Source organism: Amycolatopsis panacis (assembly GCF_003600245.1).
In the GTDB taxonomy this organism is placed as follows: Bacteria; Actinomycetota; Actinomycetes; order Mycobacteriales; family Pseudonocardiaceae; genus Amycolatopsis; species Amycolatopsis sulphurea.
The window spans coordinates 98914-115565 of the sequence record NZ_QZFV01000109.1; the positions used below are offsets into that span (position 1 = coordinate 98914).

15 protein-coding genes are annotated in these 16652 nt (G+C 70.0%); 6 read left to right on the forward strand and 9 right to left on the reverse strand.

The window, feature by feature from the left end; translation table 11 throughout:
- Positions 1-113: 113 nt before the first annotated feature.
- Entirely contained in the window at positions 114-1061 is a 948-nt protein-coding gene (locus D5S19_RS23645; protein WP_120025586.1) for a glycoside hydrolase family 25 protein, read from the forward strand.
- Positions 1062-1146: 85 nt separating this feature from the next.
- Here the strand turns inward: D5S19_RS23645 and pgl are convergent, their stop codons facing one another.
- From pgl to tkt, 6 genes are all read right to left on the reverse strand, one after another.
- A complete protein-coding gene (pgl, locus tag D5S19_RS23650; RefSeq protein WP_120025587.1) occupies positions 1147-1920 on the reverse strand; it encodes a 6-phosphogluconolactonase in 774 nt (257 codons plus the stop codon).
- The gene (gene opcA, locus D5S19_RS23655) at positions 1917-2933 is read right to left on the reverse strand and encodes a glucose-6-phosphate dehydrogenase assembly protein OpcA (protein WP_120025588.1); all 1017 of its coding nucleotides are present in this window, start codon (positions 2931-2933) and stop codon (positions 1917-1919) included. The genes pgl and opcA overlap by 4 nt, the downstream gene beginning before the upstream one ends.
- Positions 2934-3003: 70 nt before the next feature.
- The gene (zwf, locus tag D5S19_RS23660; protein ID WP_120025589.1) at positions 3004-4530 is read right to left on the reverse strand and encodes a glucose-6-phosphate dehydrogenase; all 1527 of its coding nucleotides are present in this window, start codon (positions 4528-4530) and stop codon (positions 3004-3006) included.
- Positions 4527-6149: a glucose-6-phosphate isomerase gene (locus D5S19_RS23665; RefSeq protein ID WP_120025590.1), complete on the reverse strand. Its 1623-nt coding sequence runs from the start codon at positions 6147-6149 to the stop codon at positions 4527-4529. Before D5S19_RS23665 ends, zwf begins: the two co-directional genes overlap by 4 nt.
- A 9-nt stretch (positions 6150-6158) precedes the next feature.
- On the reverse strand, positions 6159-7298 hold the full coding sequence (gene tal, locus D5S19_RS23670; RefSeq protein ID WP_120025591.1) for a transaldolase: 1140 nt from the start codon (positions 7296-7298) through the stop codon (positions 6159-6161).
- A 25-nt stretch (positions 7299-7323) separates the two neighbouring features.
- Positions 7324-9426: a transketolase gene (gene tkt, locus D5S19_RS23675; RefSeq protein ID WP_120025592.1), complete on the reverse strand. Its 2103-nt coding sequence runs from the start codon at positions 9424-9426 to the stop codon at positions 7324-7326.
- Positions 9427-9662: 236 nt separating this feature from the next.
- Here tkt and D5S19_RS23680 point away from each other — a divergent pair, with 236 nt between their 5' ends.
- Together D5S19_RS23680 and D5S19_RS32100 are read left to right on the forward strand one after the other, a co-directional pair.
- Positions 9663-9887, forward strand: a complete 225-nt coding sequence (locus tag D5S19_RS23680; RefSeq protein ID WP_147397499.1) for a hypothetical protein — start codon at positions 9663-9665, stop codon at positions 9885-9887.
- Positions 9888-10028: 141 nt separating this feature from the next.
- A complete protein-coding gene (locus D5S19_RS32100) occupies positions 10029-10184 on the forward strand; it encodes a hypothetical protein (protein WP_158605622.1) in 156 nt (51 codons plus the stop codon).
- Positions 10185-10258: 74 nt separating this feature from the next.
- Here D5S19_RS32100 and D5S19_RS23685 read toward each other — a convergent pair whose 3' ends face one another.
- The 3 genes from D5S19_RS23685 to D5S19_RS23695 are packed head-to-tail and all read right to left on the reverse strand — an operon-like array spanning position 10259 to position 12127.
- The gene (locus D5S19_RS23685; protein WP_120025594.1) at positions 10259-10636 is read right to left on the reverse strand and encodes a hypothetical protein; all 378 of its coding nucleotides are present in this window, start codon (positions 10634-10636) and stop codon (positions 10259-10261) included.
- Positions 10633-11811 (reverse strand): putative T7SS-secreted protein, encoded by a 1179-nt coding sequence (locus tag D5S19_RS23690; protein WP_147397500.1) that lies wholly within the window; start codon positions 11809-11811, stop codon positions 10633-10635. The genes D5S19_RS23685 and D5S19_RS23690 overlap by 4 nt, the downstream gene beginning before the upstream one ends.
- Positions 11804-12127, reverse strand: coding sequence for a hypothetical protein (locus tag D5S19_RS23695; RefSeq protein WP_120025596.1), 324 nt, complete (start codon positions 12125-12127; stop codon positions 11804-11806). The genes D5S19_RS23690 and D5S19_RS23695 overlap by 8 nt, the downstream gene beginning before the upstream one ends.
- Positions 12128-12737: 610 nt before the next feature.
- On the opposite strand from D5S19_RS23695, the gene D5S19_RS23700 reads away from it, so the two are divergent.
- From D5S19_RS23700 to D5S19_RS23710, 3 genes are all read left to right on the forward strand, one after another.
- Positions 12738-13718 (forward strand): heme o synthase, encoded by a 981-nt coding sequence (locus D5S19_RS23700; RefSeq protein ID WP_120025597.1) that lies wholly within the window; start codon positions 12738-12740, stop codon positions 13716-13718.
- A gap of 102 nt (positions 13719-13820) precedes the next feature.
- Entirely contained in the window at positions 13821-16091 is a 2271-nt protein-coding gene (locus D5S19_RS23705) for a HelD family protein (RefSeq protein ID WP_120025650.1), read from the forward strand.
- 10 nt (positions 16092-16101) lie between these two features.
- Positions 16102-16608: an FKBP-type peptidyl-prolyl cis-trans isomerase gene (locus D5S19_RS23710; protein WP_120025598.1), complete on the forward strand. Its 507-nt coding sequence runs from the start codon at positions 16102-16104 to the stop codon at positions 16606-16608.
- Positions 16609-16652 lie beyond the last annotated feature (44 nt).

The following is a 16652-nucleotide window of genomic DNA, read 5'->3' on the forward strand; positions in this document are numbered from 1 at the left end:
CTTAAGGCCGGTCCCACATAGTGGTGATCCGCTCATCGGCCGAGCTATGGCTCGTCCGTTTGCCCGGACCGCGTCGATCGCGGGAGCGGGTGAACTGCGTCATCCTGGCGGGTATGGCGCTGGGTATCGATATCTACCGAAGCTTCCAGCACGTGACCGACTGGCAGGCGGTCCGCAACCATGGTGTGACGTACGTGTACGTCAAACTGTCCGATGGCGGGGGCAGACCGGCGGGCGGCGCCGGGGACGCCGAAGTCGCGGGGTCGAGGGCGGCCGGCATCCCGGTCGGCGGATACCACTTCGTGCAGGCGAACCCGGGCCCGGAGGCCCAGGCGGGTGTCCTGCTCGGCGAGGTCCGCCGGCTCGGCGCGACCGGCTGTGCGCCGATGCTCGATCTTGAGGACAACCCCGCGTCGTCCCGGCTGCCCAACATCCCGGACGGCCGGAAGCGCGACTTCGCCACCGCGTTCTGCAACGAGGTCGCGCGGCAGGGCTTCCGGCCGGGCGTGTACCTGAACAACGCGTTGGCGAAGAAGCTGCGCCCGGACACCTGGGGCGTGCCGGGCCTGGTCATCTGGATCGCCCGCTACGGCGCCCGCCCCGACCCTGCGGCGGGCCGCTACGACCTCCACCAGTACTCCAGCACCGGACAGGTGCCCGGGATCAGGGCGAACGGCATCGACCTCGACGAGTCCTATACGAACGCGCATCTCACCGGTGCGCCGGCCGCGGCAGGAAAGGTGACGGAACTGATGGAACGACTGAAGCTTGCGCCGAGCAAGGACATCACCTCGGTACGGCTCCTGCTGTCCGGCAGCGACACCGCGGCGATCGTCATCCGGCCGTGGCTCGGGCCCGACGGCCTCGCGCCCACCCCGGTGTTCCTGGGCAACATCCATGCCTGGGGCAGCGACAAAGCCGGCATCGGTCACAACCCGAAGGAAGAATCCGGCTTCGACCCGAAGGTCGTGTCGCACCGCCGCTATTCGCTGCCCGGCGCAGTGTGGGCGGATTTCGAGTACAGCACCAATGCCGAGTTCGATCTGGACATCGTCGGCTGAGCGCGGCTCCGTACGCCGTAGAAGCTGTGAAGGGCACCTTCACGGACGCAGAGTCCGTGAAGGTGCCCTTCACAGCGTTTGAAGGTCAGCTGCCGGGCGGCTGGTAGACCTTCGTGAGTTTGCCGGCCGCTTCGCGGTCGAGCAGCCACAGCGTGCGGTGGTAGCCGCGCGCTCCGGACACCGGGATCTGTGTCTCCGGCGCGCCGGCGAGCGCCTGCGCGACGGCGTCCGCCTTGGCTGCGCCGCCGGTCATCAGCCAGACCTCGCGTGCCCGGCGGATGGCCGGGAGGGTGAGCGAGACCCGCGTCGGCGGCGGCTTCGGGCAATCCCGCACCGCCACCACCGTCGCCTGTGTCTCGTGCACGGCGGGGGAGTCCGGGAACACCGACGCGGTGTGCCCTTCCCCGCCGAGACCCAGCAGCACGATGTCGAACGCCGGGACCTGCTCGCCGTCCTCGGCCGCGTCGGCGAGAACCTTCGCGTACGCGGCGGCGGCAGCGTCCACGTCGTCGCCGAACTCGCCGTCCGACGGGGCCATCGCGTGCACTCGCTCCGGGGCGAGCGGCACGTGATCCAGCAGTGCCTCGCGCGCGCCTTTTTCGTTGCGCTCGCCGGAATCCGCCGGGACGAACCGTTCGTCGCCCCAGTACAGGTCCAGGCGCGACCAGTCGATCGCGTCCCGGGCGTGGGACTCCCGCAGCTCGCGCAGCACCGCGATGCCGGTGCCGCCGCCGGTGAGCACCACCGACGCCGAGCCCCGCGCCGCCTGCACGTCCACGATCCGGGTGACCAGCCGGGCCGCGGCGGCCGCGGCGAGCAGCTCCGGGTTCTCGTAGACGACGACCTCGGTCCGGCTCACGAGGCGCTCTTTTCCGTGCTCTTCCCCGCCTTCTTGGCCGGAGCCTTCGCACCGCGGGCGGATTTCGGCTTCGCCCCGGCGGGCTTGCCGGTGCCGGAGGGGGCGAGCTTGTGCAGGCCGTGCAGGGCGGCCTCGTAGATCTCGTCCGGGTCGAGCCGGCGCAGCTCCTCCACCAGGCACTCCAGGTTGCTCCGCCGCTGCAGCGCGATCCGCCGGGTCGGCTGGCCCGGCTGGGTCAGCGTGCCGACCCGGCCGTCCGGGCGGGTCAGCTCGACCGCGCCGGAGCGCCGTTCCAGCTGCACCGAGATGATGCCCTGCGCGCTGGAGCTCTTGATCCGCCGCACCGGAGCCTTCAGGTACTCGGCCAGCCAGCCCGCCAGCAGCTCGGTGGACGGCGAATCCGCCTCACCGGTCACGGTCGCGCCGGTGATCTTCTCGTACGGCGGCAGGTCCAGCGCCGAGACCAGCTGGGCCCGCCAGTGCGTGAGCCGGGTCCAGGCCAGATCCGTGTCACCCTCCACATAGGACTTCGCGCGGGTGGTGAGCGAGCGGATCGGGTTCTTTTCCGCGGCCGAATCGGTGATCCGCCGCTGCGCGAGTTCGCCGAGCGGATCCTCCGCCGGGGCCTTCGGCCCGGCTTCCGGCCACCAGGTCACGATCGGCGCGTCCGGCAGCAGCAGCGGCACCACGGCGCTCTGCCCCTGCGTGGCCAGCGCACCGTACAGCCGCAGCACGATGACCTCGCTCGCCCCGGCGTCGCCGCCCACGCGGATCTGGCCGTCTATCCGCGGAGCCGCGGTGCGCGCGCCCTTGGCCACCACGATCACCCGCGACGGGTGCTCGCGGCTGGCGTCGTTCGCGGCCTCTATGGCGTCCTCGAGCTTGGCGTCGTCGTCCGCGACGATGACCAGGGTCAGCACCCGGCCCAGCGCGACCTGGCCCCCCTGCTCGCGGATCTCCACCAGCTTCTTGTTCAGCGCCGACGTGGTCGTCGACGGCAGATCGATGATCACGGACGCCTCCAGTGTTCTTGCGGGACACCCGTACCTGGTCGGCGGCCGTGATCGGCTTCGCCATTGTGGATCACGGACGCCTCCAGTTCCGGCCGGTACGCTCCAGCATCTCGTCCGCGGACTTCGGACCCCAGCTCCCCGGCGGATACTCCTCGGGCGCGGTGCCGAGCTTCGCCCAGTGGTTCAGCACCGGGTCCAGGATCTCCCAGGACAGCTCGACCTCTTCGTTCACCGGGAACAGCGAGGGCTCGCCCAGCAGCACGTCCAGGATCAGCCGCTCGTAGGCCTCCGGCGAGGACTCGGTGAACGCGTGCCCGTAGCCGAAGTCCATCGTGACGTCGCGGACCTCCATCGTGGTCCCCGGCACCTTCGAGCCGAACCGCAGCGTGATGCCCTCGTCCGGCTGTACCCGGATGACCAGGGCGTTCTGCCCCAGCTCCTCGGTCGCGGTCGAATCGAAGGGCAGGTGCGGGGCACGCTTGAAGACCACCGCGATCTCGGTGACCCGGCGGCCGAGCCGCTTGCCGGTGCGCAGGTAGAACGGCACCCCCGCCCAGCGGCGGTTCTGCACCTCCAGCGTCACCGCGGCGTAGGTCTCGGTCGTGGAGTCCTTCGCGAAGCCCGCTTCCTGCAGCAGGCCGGGCACCTTCGTGCCGCCCTGCCAGCCGCCGGCGTACTGCCCGCGCGCGGTGGTCTCGTGCAGCGGGTGCACCGGCTTGGTCGCCGCCAGCACCTTCGCCTTCTCCGCACGCAGCGACTTCGGCTCGAACGACAGCGGCTCGTCCATCGCGGTGAAGGCGAGCAGCTGCAGCAGGTGGTTCTGGATGACGTCGCGGGCGGCGCCGATCCCGTCGTAGTACCCCGCGCGGCCGCCGAGACCGATGTCCTCGGCCATGGTGATCTGCACGTGGTCGATGTAGTTCGCGTTCCACAACGGCTCGAACAGCTGGTTGGCGAAGCGCAGTGCGAGGATGTTCTGCACCGTCTCCTTGCCGAGGTAGTGGTCGATGCGGAACACCGACTCCTCGGGGAAGACGTCGTTCACGATCCCGTTGAGTTCCTTGGCGCTCTTGAGATCGTGCCCGAACGGCTTCTCGATCACCACGCGGCGCCAGGTGTTCTCGTCCGCCTGGGCCAGCCCGGACCGGGCCAGCTGCTTGGTGACCACCGGGAACGCGCCCGGCGGGATGGACAGGTAGAACGCGGTGTTGCCGCCGGTGCCGCGTTCCTCGTCCAGTTCGCGCACGGTCCGCGCGAGCCGGTCGAACGCGTCGTCGTCGTCGAAGGTGCCCTGCACGAACCGGATGCCCTCGGCGAGCCGGTTCCACACCGACTCCTTGAACGGGGTCCGCGCGTGCTCGCGCACCGAATCGTGCACCAGCTCGCCGAAGTCCTGGTGCTCCCAGTCGCGGCGGGCGAAGCCGACCAGCGAGAAGCCGGGCGGCAGCAGCCCGCGGTGGGCCAGGTCGTAGATGGCCGGCATCAGCTTCTTGCGGGCCAGGTCGCCGGTCACCCCGAAGATCACCAGGCTGGACGGCCCGGCGATCCGCGGCAGCCGCTTGTCCCGCTCGTCCCGCAGCGGGTTGCGCCAGGTCACTCGGCCACCTCCTGTACGGCGCGGACCAGCTCGGCCAGCCCGGCGGCCCGATCGGTCAGGTGCAGCCGCAGCACCGGGCGCCCGTGTTCGGCCAGCACCTGGCCGTCGCCGAGCGCCTGCGCGTGCTGCAGCCGGCCCAGGGTGTACGGCCGGTCCGGCACGTCCAGATCCTCGGCGACCGCGCCGGTGATCTGCAGGAAGCTGCCGTTCTGGTGGCCGCCCTTGTGGTACTGCCCGGTGGAGTGCAGGAACCGGGGCCCCCAGCCGAAGGTGGTCTGTACCCCGGTCCGCTTCGCGATCTCGCTGCGCAGCAACGAAGTCGAGGCGTCGTCGAGCCGGTCCAGGTAAGCCTGCACCGCGATATACCCGCCCTCGGTCACCGAGCCGAAGAACGCGCGCAGCACGTCGGTGAGTTTTCCTTCGGTGGCAACACCTTCGCTGCCGAAGATCGCAACTGCACCGTCCACAGTGGCCGGTTCTTCATCGCCTTTGAGCTTCTCCGGGTCATCCAGGAGAGCCCGCGCGGCCTTCTTCGCGGCTTCGACGTCCGGCTGGTCGAACGGGTTGATCCCGAGCAGCCGCCCGGCCAGCGCGGTGGCGAACTCCCACAGCAGGAACTGCGCGCCGAGCGAGCCGGTCACCGAGATCTTCGCCGCGCCTTCCGGCACGCCGATCGCGACCGGGGTCGCGTCCGCCTCGGCGTCGGCGAAACCGGGGGCGTCCAGGCCTTCGACGGCGACCGGCAGCAGGCCGGTGCCGAGCTTGCCGGTGGACTCTGCGATCAGCTGCTCGGCCCAGTCCGGGAAACCCTTGATCCCGGAGCCGGTGTCGGCCAGTACCACCTTTTCGGCGCCTGCTTCGTGCGCCGCGCCCCACGCCGCGGCGAGCTTGATCGCCGGGTTGTCCGTGGTGTCCGCGGCCAGCGCTTCGGCCGCCGACGCGGCCTGGTCGAGCAGCCGCGCGATGTCCGCCCCGGCGAGCCCGGCCGGCACCAGGCCGAACGCGGTCAGTGCCGAGTAGCGGCCGCCCACGTGCGGGTCGGCCAGGAAGGTCTTGCGGTAACCCTCCTTTTCGGACAGTGCGGAGAACGGCGAGCCGGGGTCGGTCACGACCACGATCCGCCGGGTCGCGTCGATGCCCGCGTCCGCGAACGCCTTGGCGAAGATCCGCCGGTGGCTGTCGGTTTCCACGGTGCCGCCGGACTTCGACGACACCACCAGTACGGTGCGGTCGAGATCGCCCGCGAGCGCGTCGGCCACCTGGCCCGGATCGGTCGTGTCGAGCACGGTCAGCGGTACCCCGGCGGTGGCCGTGATGACCTCCGGCGCGAGCGAGGAACCGCCCATGCCGGCGAGCACCACGCGGTCCACGCCTTCGCTGCGCAATTCGGCGCGCAGCGCCTCGATTTCCCCGATCAGCGGCCGCGACGACTTGTGCAGCGTCGTCCACGACAACCGGATCGACGCCTCGGGCTCGGCGTCCGGACCCCACAGCGTGGCGTCCTGTGCGGCGAGCTTCGAGGCGGCCCCCTCCGCGGCCAGCCGGTCGGCCAGCGGCGCGGCTTTGCCTGCCAGTTCGGCGTCGACGATCTCGACGCCGGTCTCGTCCCCTGTGGTCATGTCTCGGGTTCAGCCCTTCGCCTTGTCCAGCTGGCCGGTCACCGTGTCGAGCAGCTCCTGCCAGGACTTCTCGAACTTCTCCACACCCTCGTTCTCCAGGGTGACGAACACGTCGGGCACGTCGATCCCGGCGGCGCTGAGCTTGTCGAACACCGCCTGCGCCTCCTGGCCGCGGCCGGTGACGGTGTCGCCCGCCAGCCCGCCGGCGTTTGAGGCAGAACCGAGTTCCGCGTGGTCGGCGACCGCATCCAGGGTCTTCTCCGGCATCGTGTTCACCACGTCCTTGACCACGAGCTGGTCGACGTAGCGCGTGTCGGAGTAGGCCGGGTCCTTCACGCCGGTGGAGGCCCACAGCGGCCGCTGCGCGTTGGCGCCGGCCTCGGCGAGCGCCTTCCAGCGGTCGGAAGCGAACAGATCCTCGAAGGCCGCGTACGCCAGCCGCGCGTTCGCGATGGCCGCTTCGCCGAGCAGCGCCTTGGCCTCGCCGGTGCCCAGGGCGTTCAGCCGCTTGTCGACTTCACTGTCCACACGGGACACGAAGAAGGACGCGACCGAGTGGATGCCCTTGAGATCGTGACCGTTCGCCTTCGCCTGCTCCAGGCCGGCGAAGAAGGCCTCGATGACCGCCTTGTACCGCTCGACAGAGAAGATCAGCGTGACGTTGACGCTGATGCCCTCGGCGAGCACCGCGGTGATCGCGGGCAGGCCCTCGGCGGTCGCCGGGATCTTGATCAGCACGTTCGGCCGGTCGACGGTCTTCCACAGATCCTTGGCCTCGGCCACGGTCTTGCCGGTGTCCTTGGCCAGCCGCGGGTCCACCTCGATCGAAACGCGGCCGTCCACGCCGCCGGTGGCGGTGTAGACGTCGCGGAACAGGTCCGCGGCGTTGCGCACGTCGGTGGTGGTCAGCTCCCGGACGGCGCCGCTCAGGTCCGTGCCGCGGTCGGCGAGTTCCTTGACCTGGGCGTCGTAGGCGGCGCCGTCGGACAGCGCGTTCGCGAAGATGGTCGGGTTCGTGGTCACGCCGACGACGTGCTTGTCGCGGACGAGCGCGGCGAGGTTGCCGGTGTTCAGGCGTTCCCGCGAAAGATCGTCCAGCCAGATCGAGACGCCGGCCTCGGAGAGCTGCGCGAGCCGATCAATGGTCATGATGAGATTCCCTTCGAGAAGGAGTTCAGTTCTTGGTGCCGGCGATCGAACGGCGGGCGGCTTCGACGACCGCCTCGGCGGTGAAGCCGAACTCACGGAACAGTGTGGCCGCGTCGGCCGAGGCACCGTAGTGCTCGATCGAAACGTTCACTCCGGCGTCACCGGTGAACCGCTGCCACGGCATGGCGATCCCGGCCTCGACCGAGACCCGCGCCTTGACCGACGGCGGCAGTACGGAATCGCGGTACCCCTGATCCTGCGCGTCGAACCATTCGATACACGGCATGGACACCACGCGGGTGGGCACGCCGTCGGCTTCGAGCGTCTTGCGCGCTTCGACGGCCAGCTGCACCTCGGAACCGGTCGCCACGAGGATGACCTGCGGCTCGCCGGTGGAGGCGTCGGCCAGCACGTAGCCGCCCTTCTGCACGCCCTCGGCGCTGGTGCCTTCGAGGACCGGCACGTTCTGCCGGGTCAGCGCGAACCCGGACGGGTGCGCCACGTCCTCCAGCACGGCCTTCCACGCGTACGCGGTCTCGTTCGCGTCCGCAGGGCGGACCACGTTGAGGCCGGGGATCGCGCGCAGTGCGGCCAGGTGCTCGATCGGCTGGTGCGTCGGGCCGTCCTCGCCGAGGCCGATCGAGTCGTGCGTCCACACGTAGGTGACCGGCAGGCCCATCAGCGCGGCCAGCCGCACCGGCGGGCGCATGTAGTCGGAGAAGGTGAGGAACGTGGCGCCGTACGGGCGGGTGCCGCCGTGCAGGGCGATACCGTTGAGAATCGAGCCCATCGCGTGCTCACGGATGCCGAAGTGCAGCGTGCGCCCGTACGGGTGGGTGTTCCACATCGCGGTGCCGGCCTCGGCCGGACCGAACGAGTCGGCGCCCTTCATGGTGGTGTTGTTGCTCTCCGCGAGGTCCGCGGAACCGCCCCACAGCTCGGGCAGCGGCTCGGCCAGCGCGTTGAGCACCTCGCCGGAGGCCTTGCGGGTCGCGACGCCCTTGGCGTCGGGCTCCCACGCGGGCAGGCCGTCGGCGAAGCCCTCGGGCAGCTCGCGCTTGGCGAGCCGGTCGAACAGCTGCTTGCGCTCCGGGTTGGCGGCTGCCCACGCGTCGAAGCGGACCTGCCATTCGGCGCGCCACTCCTTGCCGCGCTCCAGCGCCTTGCGGGTGTGCTCGATGACCTCGGCTTCGACCTGGAAGCTCCGCTCAGGGTCGAACCCCAGGGCCTTCTTGACCCCCGCGACCTCTTCGGCACCGAGGGCGGCACCGTGCGCCTTGCCGGTATTCATCTTCGTCGGGGCCGGGTAGCCGATGATCGTGCGCAGCACGATGAACGAGGGCCGCTGGGTCTCCGCCTTCGCCGCGGCGATGGCCTGCTCGATCGCGACGACGTCCTCGCCGCCTTCGACGGTCTGCACGTGCCAGCCGTAGGCCTCGTAGCGCTTCGCCACGTCCTCCGACAGGGCGATGGTGGTGTCGTCCTCGATCGAGATCTTGTTGTCGTCGTAGAAGACGACCAGGTTGCCCAGCTGCTGGCGGCCGGCGATCGAGGAGGCCTCCGAGGTGACGCCCTCCTCGATGTCCCCGTCCGAGGCGATCACGTAGATGTGCCCGTCGAACACGCTCTCACCGGCCGCGGCGTCCGGGTCGAACAGGCCACGCTCGCGGCGGGCGGCCATCGCCATGCCCACGGCGTTGCCCAGCCCCTGGCCGAGCGGGCCGGTGGTGGTCTCGACGCCCTTGGTGTGCCGGTACTCCGGGTGGCCCGGGGTCAGCGAGCCCCAGCGGCGCAGCTGCTCCAGGTCGGCCAGTTCGAGCCCGAACCCGGCCAGGTACAGCTGGATGTAGAGGGTCAGGCTGGAGTGCCCGGCCGAGAGCACGAACCGGTCGCGCCCGGCCCAGTGCGGGTCCGCCGGGTCGTGCCGCAGCGTGCGCTGGAAGAGCGTGTAGGCCAGCGGCGCCAGGCTCATCGCGGTGCCCGGGTGACCGCTGCCGCAGTGCTCGACCGCGTCCGCGGCCAGTACCCGGGCGGTGTCCACGGCGCGGGTGTCGGTCTCGGTCCAGTCGGCCGGCGCGGTACGCCGGAGCAACGGGTTGGTCTCGCTGGTGGAAGCGGTTTCGGGCACTGAACTCGAACTCCTGCGTCGATGCGGTTGTGACGGGTCCCCGACGGCGGTGCCGGGTGCGCACCGCCGATGTTCTCAATCGATCCCGAGAGGACGATATTCCGGCCGGCGGCGGCGCGCAGGCAGACCGGCCGGCCCCTGCCCGGCAGCCTAGCGCCTGTTTCATGAGGGGGGCAGCCAGTCGTTGATCGAGGCGATGACCAGACGGCCTGGTAGCGCATGGCCAGTCGTACCGGGTGGCCACGGCCCGGTTGCGTTTGAGTCGGTTGATCCCGCATCACGGGGATGTCACCATCCTCACCATCGACTGCGGCGACGGCACCGCTGCCGTCGTCATCCAGCACGAAGACGCCGCGGAGTGGTACACGCTCACCGGCAGCCCGATCCCCATTCCCGGCGACGGGCTCGACGTTCTCCACACACGTGTGACCGATACAGTCCGCGAGGGCGGTGAAGCCTGATACCACGCTGACTTGATCGGGAAGCTCCCCGGAACGGGAGGTGGTGGGTCGGCGTCGGATGGCCGGTACGCGGTGCGGCTGCTGGAGGCGGAATGGCGATCGGCTCCGTTCACGAGCTGTGCCCGGCGGTCGGGAAGGTAGATGACCGATGAAGACGGCAAGGCCGGCGAGACTCGCGCCGCTCGTGGCCGGTATCGCCACATGACTCCGGCCATGCCCATCTGCACCTGCCTGGCCATCACCGCAGCGATCGCCCGGGGACGCGGTCTTGACCTCATCGCCAAGATGCGGGGATGAGGTCAAGCGTCTTCTGGCGTGGCGCATCACCATCCCGGCAACCGAGTCGTGGAACCCGGGTCGCATGAACTGTTTCAGGTGCCGGCGGTGGGTGCCTGGAAGGTCTGGATCCAGTGCGTCGCCCGTTCGGGTGTGAGTGGCCCGGCCACTTCTGGGGTGGCGATTTCGAAGAGAAACTCGGTCAGTTGGTCCTCGTAGCCGGGCTCACGGCCGATGTCGTCGCGTACTTCAAGGGCGTCGGCCCAGCTTTGCAGGTCCCTATCGGTCAGCGTCCCGTCCAGGTGGTCCCGGAGCGACCGCACGGCGTCGGCGCGGGTGAGGGTGACCAGTTCTGTGTCGCTGTCCCAGGCGAAATCGGTGAGCGCTGCGAGGGCTTGGGGAACGGGCACGCGGCGTTGCACGAGGTCACGAAGGGCGCCTGTCCGCTGTGCTTGCGTGGTGGGGTCGTTCATTTCGGCATTTTGTCCTTGACGTGCGCGATGGAACCGTCTGGCAGGGTAGTCGTTTTCGTGTAACCCATGGTCGTGCCGTCCTCGGAGACAACCTTCGTGTAGGTGGCCGAGGATCCGGGGACTCGTCCGGGGACCCGGCTTTCCATCTGGATCGACCCGTCCTCGAGCTGGGTGATCTTCGTTTCCTCAGCGGTTGCAGGGAGCTTCTTCTCGTACCGCTTGAGGTTCGCCTCCTGGCCGGGCGACAGATCTTCTCGCGCGACCGGCTTACCGGGTCGTGGCGGGGTTGGTCCGCTGTCGCCGCCGTCTCGGCTGGTCTTGACCGGTTCGACATGATCGTCGCCCGCGGCGCTCATGGCCATGCTGGTCATGGCATGGGCGGTGAGCCCGGCACCGGTGGCGATTCCGGCCGCGGACACGACGTTGAGCGGAACTCCAGCCGCGGCTCCGATACCGGTGGCGTCGAGCACGAGACCGAGACCTTCCCCGGCTGAGCTGATGACGGTGAGCCCGATCCCTGCGGCGGCTTCCACCAGGTCGCCGGGATGGTTGACGATCGCGTTGCTGAACGAGGCCAGGGTATTGACAATCTGAGCACCGGCGTCGGCGACGAAGTTCCCGACATCGTCGATCCAGCTAGACGTGTCCGGTGCCGTAGCTGCAAGTCCGCGCAATGTTCCCGCGGCGAGGTCTCCGGCTTCGGCGAGCTGGGTACGTGCCCGGTTGAGCAGGTCGCGTGCGGCCTGGCGGCTGGTCTCACCCGGGTCGGTGAACGCCGGTGGGGGTTGATTCGCGGCTGTCGCCTGCGCCGTGGCCGTCGCGTGTGCGGCGCGCGCCCGCTCGGTGGCGGCATCTCCCTGATTCCGCTGCTGGATGGCCTCCAGCGCTTGAGCCTGCGCCCATCGCAACGTGTTCGCGTAGTCCTCGAGCACGCTCGCCCCGGACTCGAAAGCATCCCCGGCGGCGAACCATTTCCCCGGTTCGTAGGAGAATTTGTCGTGGAACGCCTGCGCCGCCGGCCCTTGCCACGAGCCGGTGTTGATCGCCTGCAGACCTTCACCGGCCCCGCTCATACGTGCGGCTCGCGCCCTCAGTACGCGGGCATTCTCCTCGACAGCCTCCGGATTGCCGGGTACCAAGGCAGCGGGGTCTTGGGTTTCGCCGAGCTCAGCCACCCTCGAAGGCCCCCGTGCCAGGGTCACCGCCCAGCGTGCGGGAGGCTGCCTCGTCGATGCTCCGGTACGCTTGCACAGCTCTGGAGAGGGTATCGCCGATCTCGCTCGCGTCGCCGGTCAGAACATCCAGCCCGGCACTCCATTTGACGCAGTAGTCCATCAATGCGTCGTGCAACCCCGCGTGCCCATAAAGCCCTGAATCGCCGCACAATCCGCGCAACTCGAAGTTGTTTTGGTCTCGCACGCTGTCACGAACACCGCGAGCCGCGCCGTCGACCACGTCGACATCGACGTGAAATCCCGGACCATCCAACATCCACACAACCCCTCGAATGCGAATAGTACTTGTACCGCACTCGGAGAAGCCTGGCCCTTGATCGTTTCCAGGATCACACTGGTACCACGAGGCCGTGGCATCGGTTCCCGGGGAGGGGCAGCGATAGGGTCGCCACGGTGAGGACCAGCCGACGCGCACGCTGGCCGGCGCGTGGGTGGCCTTGGCCTTCAGGGCCGATGGGATCGTGGCTTTGTTGCCCGGTCGGCCGGTGCTGGCATGATTCATGCCCCCGTGAATGCGTGGTCGCCTAGGTGGCTGGTGTTTAGCCGGGCTAAACACCAGCCACCAAGTGGGTCGCGCCGCACCCGGCCGCCGCGATGGCCGGGTGAGTGCGCCGCCCGTCTCGGCGCTGGTCACCGGTGCTCCGGCGGGGGCGGTCCGGAATCGCCGGCCGGACCGGCCGCGGCGACCCGCCGGGCGGCGGCCGGCGCGAGCGTGACGGAGCAGACATTCCGCGGCGTGTCCCGGCCCCGCGCAGGGTCGCGCGAATCGCCACGGTTACCATCGTTCGCGGGCTGGGTCCGGCGGATTCACCACTGGCACCACGATCTTCCGGTCCGCCCGGCCCCGAACTGACACAGGGAGTGAAATGTCGTTGGTGAACGCTGCGCACGGACGCAGTGACGACACCAGCGCCGTACACCCGGACGGTGCACGACCGCACGGGACCCGGCGAAGCCTCCGCCGGGTGCTCGGCGCCTACGCCGCGCTCGCCAAACCTCGGGTGATCGAACTCCTGCTGGTCACCACGATCCCGGCGATGTTCCTGGCCGGGCGCCAGGTGCCGGATCCGTGGCTGGTGCTGGCCACCCTGGTCGGCGGCACCATGGCCGCGGGCAGCGCGAACGCGCTCAACTGCGTGATCGACGCGGACATCGACAAGGTCATGAACCGCACCAAGCGGCGCCCGCTGGTGAAGGACTCGGTGCCCCGGCGCAACGCGCTGGTGTTCGGCCTGGTGCTCGGGGTCGCCTCGTTCGTGGTCCTGTACTTCACGGTGAACCTGCTGTCCGCGATCCTGGCGATCGTCACGATCCTGTTCTACATCTTCGTCTACACCCTCGGTCTCAAGCGGCGTACCTCGCAGAACGTGGTCTGGGGCGGGGCGGCGGGCTGCATGCCGGTGGTGATCGGCTGGGCCGCGGTGACCGGCACCGTGCAGTGGCCCGCGTTCGTGATGTTCGGCGTGATCTTCTTCTGGACCCCGCCGCACACCTGGGCGCTGGGCATGAAGTACCGCGAGGACTACGAGCGCGCGGGCGTGCCGATGCTGCCGGTGGTGGCCACCGCGCAGCACGTGGCCCGTCAGATCGTCATCTACTCGTGGGTGATGGTCGCCTGGACGCTGCTGCTGCTCCCGGTCACCAGCTGGCTGTACGCGACCTTCGCGGTCGTCGCCGGTGCCTGGTTCCTCTTCTACGCGCACCGCCTGAACGCCGAGGTACGCCGGGGCGTGGAGACCAAGCCGATGGCGCTGTTCCACCGCTCCAACACGTACCTGATGATCGTGTTCGTGGCGCTGGCGGTCGACGCCGCGATCGGCCTGCCCACGCTCGGCCTGCCCTTCTGACCCTGCGCTCCGCGGCGGGGAATGCCGTACGCTGGACGGTCGTTGTTCCTTCTCGGCCCTCCGCCGCATTCCCCGAAGCGAAAGCAGGATTGAGTCTTGTCCGTGTCCCCGGACCGGGAAACGAGCCGTGTCTTCGAGGACGGCACGTCCGACCACGCCGCCGAGCTGGCGCGTGAGCAGACGTACGTCTCGGCGGTCTACGAAAAGCTCGACGTCGAGCGGCGGGACGCCCAGCGCCGTCTCGACGAGACGTTGCGGCAGACCGGGCGCACCCCACAGGCCCGTACGGAACGCGACGTCGCCACCACGCTGTACACCGATCGTCTCGCGCAGCTCGGCTCGGTGGAACAGGGGCTGTGCTTCGGCAGGCTGGATTTCCTGCCTGGCCGCGAAGAGGAGACCACCTACGTCGGCCGGCTCGGGTTGTTCGATGAGGACGACGACTACCGCCCGCTGCTGATCGACTGGCGTGCCCCGGTGGCCCGCCCCTTCTACTTGGCCACGGCCGCCTCGCCCGACGGCGTGCGCAGGCGGCGGCACCTGCGTTCGCTGAGCCGCCGGGTGACCGGGTTCGACGACGAGATTCTCGATCTCGGCGCGGCGGATCAGGGCCAGGATCTCGGGCTGGCCGGCGAGGCGGCGTTGCTGGCCGCGCTGGAGCGCCGCCGCACAGGCGAGATGAACGACATCGTCGCGACCATCCAGGCCGAGCAGGACCGGATCATCCGCGCGCCGCTCGGCGGGGTGCTGGTGGTGCAGGGCGGGCCGGGCACCGGCAAGACCGCGGTGGCGTTGCATCGCGCGGCCTACCTGCTCTACACCCACCGCCAGCAGTTGACCACGCGTGGCGTGCTCGTGGTCGGGCCGAACAGCACGTTCCTGCGCTATATCGGCCAGGTGCTGCCCTCGCTCGGTGAGACCGGGGTGCTGTTGGCGACGGTCGGGCAGCTGTGGCCGGGGCTGGACGCGGTGGGCGTGGAATCGCCGGAGGCGGCCGAGGTGAAGGGCCGGGTGGTGCTGGCCGAGGTGCTGGCCGCCGCCGTCCGCGATCGCCAGCGGGTGCCGGATCCGGTGCTGGAGATCGAGCACGAGCGGGAAATCCTCAAGCTGGACCGGAAAACCTGCGCGGAGGCGCGGACGCGGGCCCGCCGTTCACGCCGTCCGCACAATCTCGCGCGCCGGCTGTTCGTGTCCGATGTGCTCGACGCGCTGACCAGGCAGGCCGCGCGGAAGCTGGGGGAGGATCTGCTCGACGCCCAGGACGTCCAGGACATCCGGGCCGAGCTGGCAGCCAGCCCGGCGGTGGCGGCCGCGCTGACGCGGCTGTGGCCGAAGCTGACCCCGGAGGGCCTTCTCGACGACCTCTTCGCCGACCCGGCCTATCTGGCCCGCGCCGCGGGGACGCTGCTCACCGACGCCGAGCGCGCGCACCTGGAAAGCGGCCGTGACGCCCAGTGGACGCCCGCCGACGTGCCGTTGCTGGACGAACTGGCCGAGCTGCTCGGCGCGGACGATTCCGAGGAGCAGGCCCAGAACCGGCGTCGGGAACGGGTGGAACGCGCGTACGCCGAGGGCGTGCTGGACATCCTCGAACAGGACGAGGAGATCCAGGACGAGGAGATGCTGCGGGTGTCCGACGTGCTCGACGCCGAGCTGTTCGCCGAACGGCAGCAGGCGCGCAGCGAGCTGACCGCGGCCCAGCGGGCGGCGCAGGACCGCACCTGGACCTTCGGCCACGTGATCGTCGACGAGGCACAGGAACTGTCCGCAATGGACTGGCGGCTGCTCGTGCGCCGCACTCCGAACCGGTCGATGACGCTGGTCGGCGACGTCGCGCAGACGGGCACCGCCGGGGGAGCACGCAGCTGGGACGAGGTGCTGGCGCCGTATGTGGCCGATCGCTGGCGGCTGGCGCAGCTGACCGTGAACTACCGGACCCCGGCGGAGATCATGGCCGTCGCCGCGGACGTGCTCGCCGAACTCGGCGGCGGCCTCACCCCGCCGTCCTCGGTGCGGGAGACCGGTGTGGCCCCGTGGAGCAGGCACAGCACCGACCTGGACGCCGAGCTGCCCGGACTGGTGCGGGCCGAACTGTCCCTTGTGGACGGTGGCACGATCGGGGTACTGGTGCCGGCGGCGCGGCACGAGCACCTGCGGGTGCTGCTGGGTGCCGGCGAGCGGCTCAGCGTGCTGACCGTGGATCGGGCCAAGGGCCTGGAATTCGACGCGGTACTGCTGATCGCGCCGGACGAGATCGTGGCCGAGTCCCCGCGGGGGCTGAACGACCTGTACGTGGCACTGACCCGGGCGACCCGGCGGCTCGGTGTGGTCCAGACCGGTGACCCGGTGCCGGCGCTGCACCGGCTTGGCTAGGGTGCCCGGTATGCAGAGAATCGGCAAGATCGCGGCCGTGGCGGCCTGCGCGGCGGCGGTGGGGTCCGGGCTGACCGCCTGTGGTGGCGACACCACGGCGGCCCCCACCCGGGTGTGCACCGCGGACGACATCAAGACCACCGGGGAGTTCGGCAAGGCCCCGGAGATCGCTGTCCCCGACGACTGCACGCCGCCGAAGAAGCTGGTCACCAAGGATCTGTCCGCGGGCACCGGCGCCGAGGCGAAACCGGGCCAGTCGGTGACCATGAACTACACGCTGGTCACCTGGTCGGACAAGAAACAGCTGGACAGCTCGTTCGGCAAGGAGCCGTTCTCCCTGAGCCTCGGCGCCGGCGAGGTGATCAAGGGCTGGGACGAGGGCCTGACCGGGATCAAGCAGGGCGGTCGCCGGCTGCTGATCATCCCGCCGGATCTCGGCTACGGCAAGGGCGGCAACGGTATCGCGCCCAACGAGACGCTGGTGTTCGTGGTCGACGCCGTGGCGGTCCCGGCCTGATCCGATCCGTGCGTGCCCCGCGCGGGGCACGCACGGACCCGGCG

What these genes read in the sequence shown, in the direction of transcription:
- D5S19_RS23645 (WP_120025586.1), top strand. Translation starts at nt 114, where the DNA reads ATGGCGCTGGGTATCGATATCTACCGAAGCTTCCAGCACGTGACCGAC.
- D5S19_RS23665 (WP_120025590.1), bottom strand. Translation starts at nt 6,149, where the DNA reads ATGACCACAGGGGACGAGACCGGCGTCGAGATCGTCGACGCCGAACTG.
- tal (WP_120025591.1), bottom strand. Translation starts at nt 7,298, where the DNA reads ATGACCATTGATCGGCTCGCGCAGCTCTCCGAGGCCGGCGTCTCGATC.
- D5S19_RS32100 (WP_158605622.1), top strand. Translation starts at nt 10,029, where the DNA reads ATGACCGATGAAGACGGCAAGGCCGGCGAGACTCGCGCCGCTCGTGGC.
- D5S19_RS23685 (WP_120025594.1), bottom strand. Translation starts at nt 10,636, where the DNA reads ATGAACGACCCCACCACGCAAGCACAGCGGACAGGCGCCCTTCGTGAC.
- D5S19_RS23695 (WP_120025596.1), bottom strand. Translation starts at nt 12,127, where the DNA reads ATGTTGGATGGTCCGGGATTTCACGTCGATGTCGACGTGGTCGACGGC.
- D5S19_RS23700 (WP_120025597.1), top strand. Translation starts at nt 12,738, where the DNA reads ATGTCGTTGGTGAACGCTGCGCACGGACGCAGTGACGACACCAGCGCC.
- D5S19_RS23710 (WP_120025598.1), top strand. Translation starts at nt 16,102, where the DNA reads ATGCAGAGAATCGGCAAGATCGCGGCCGTGGCGGCCTGCGCGGCGGCG.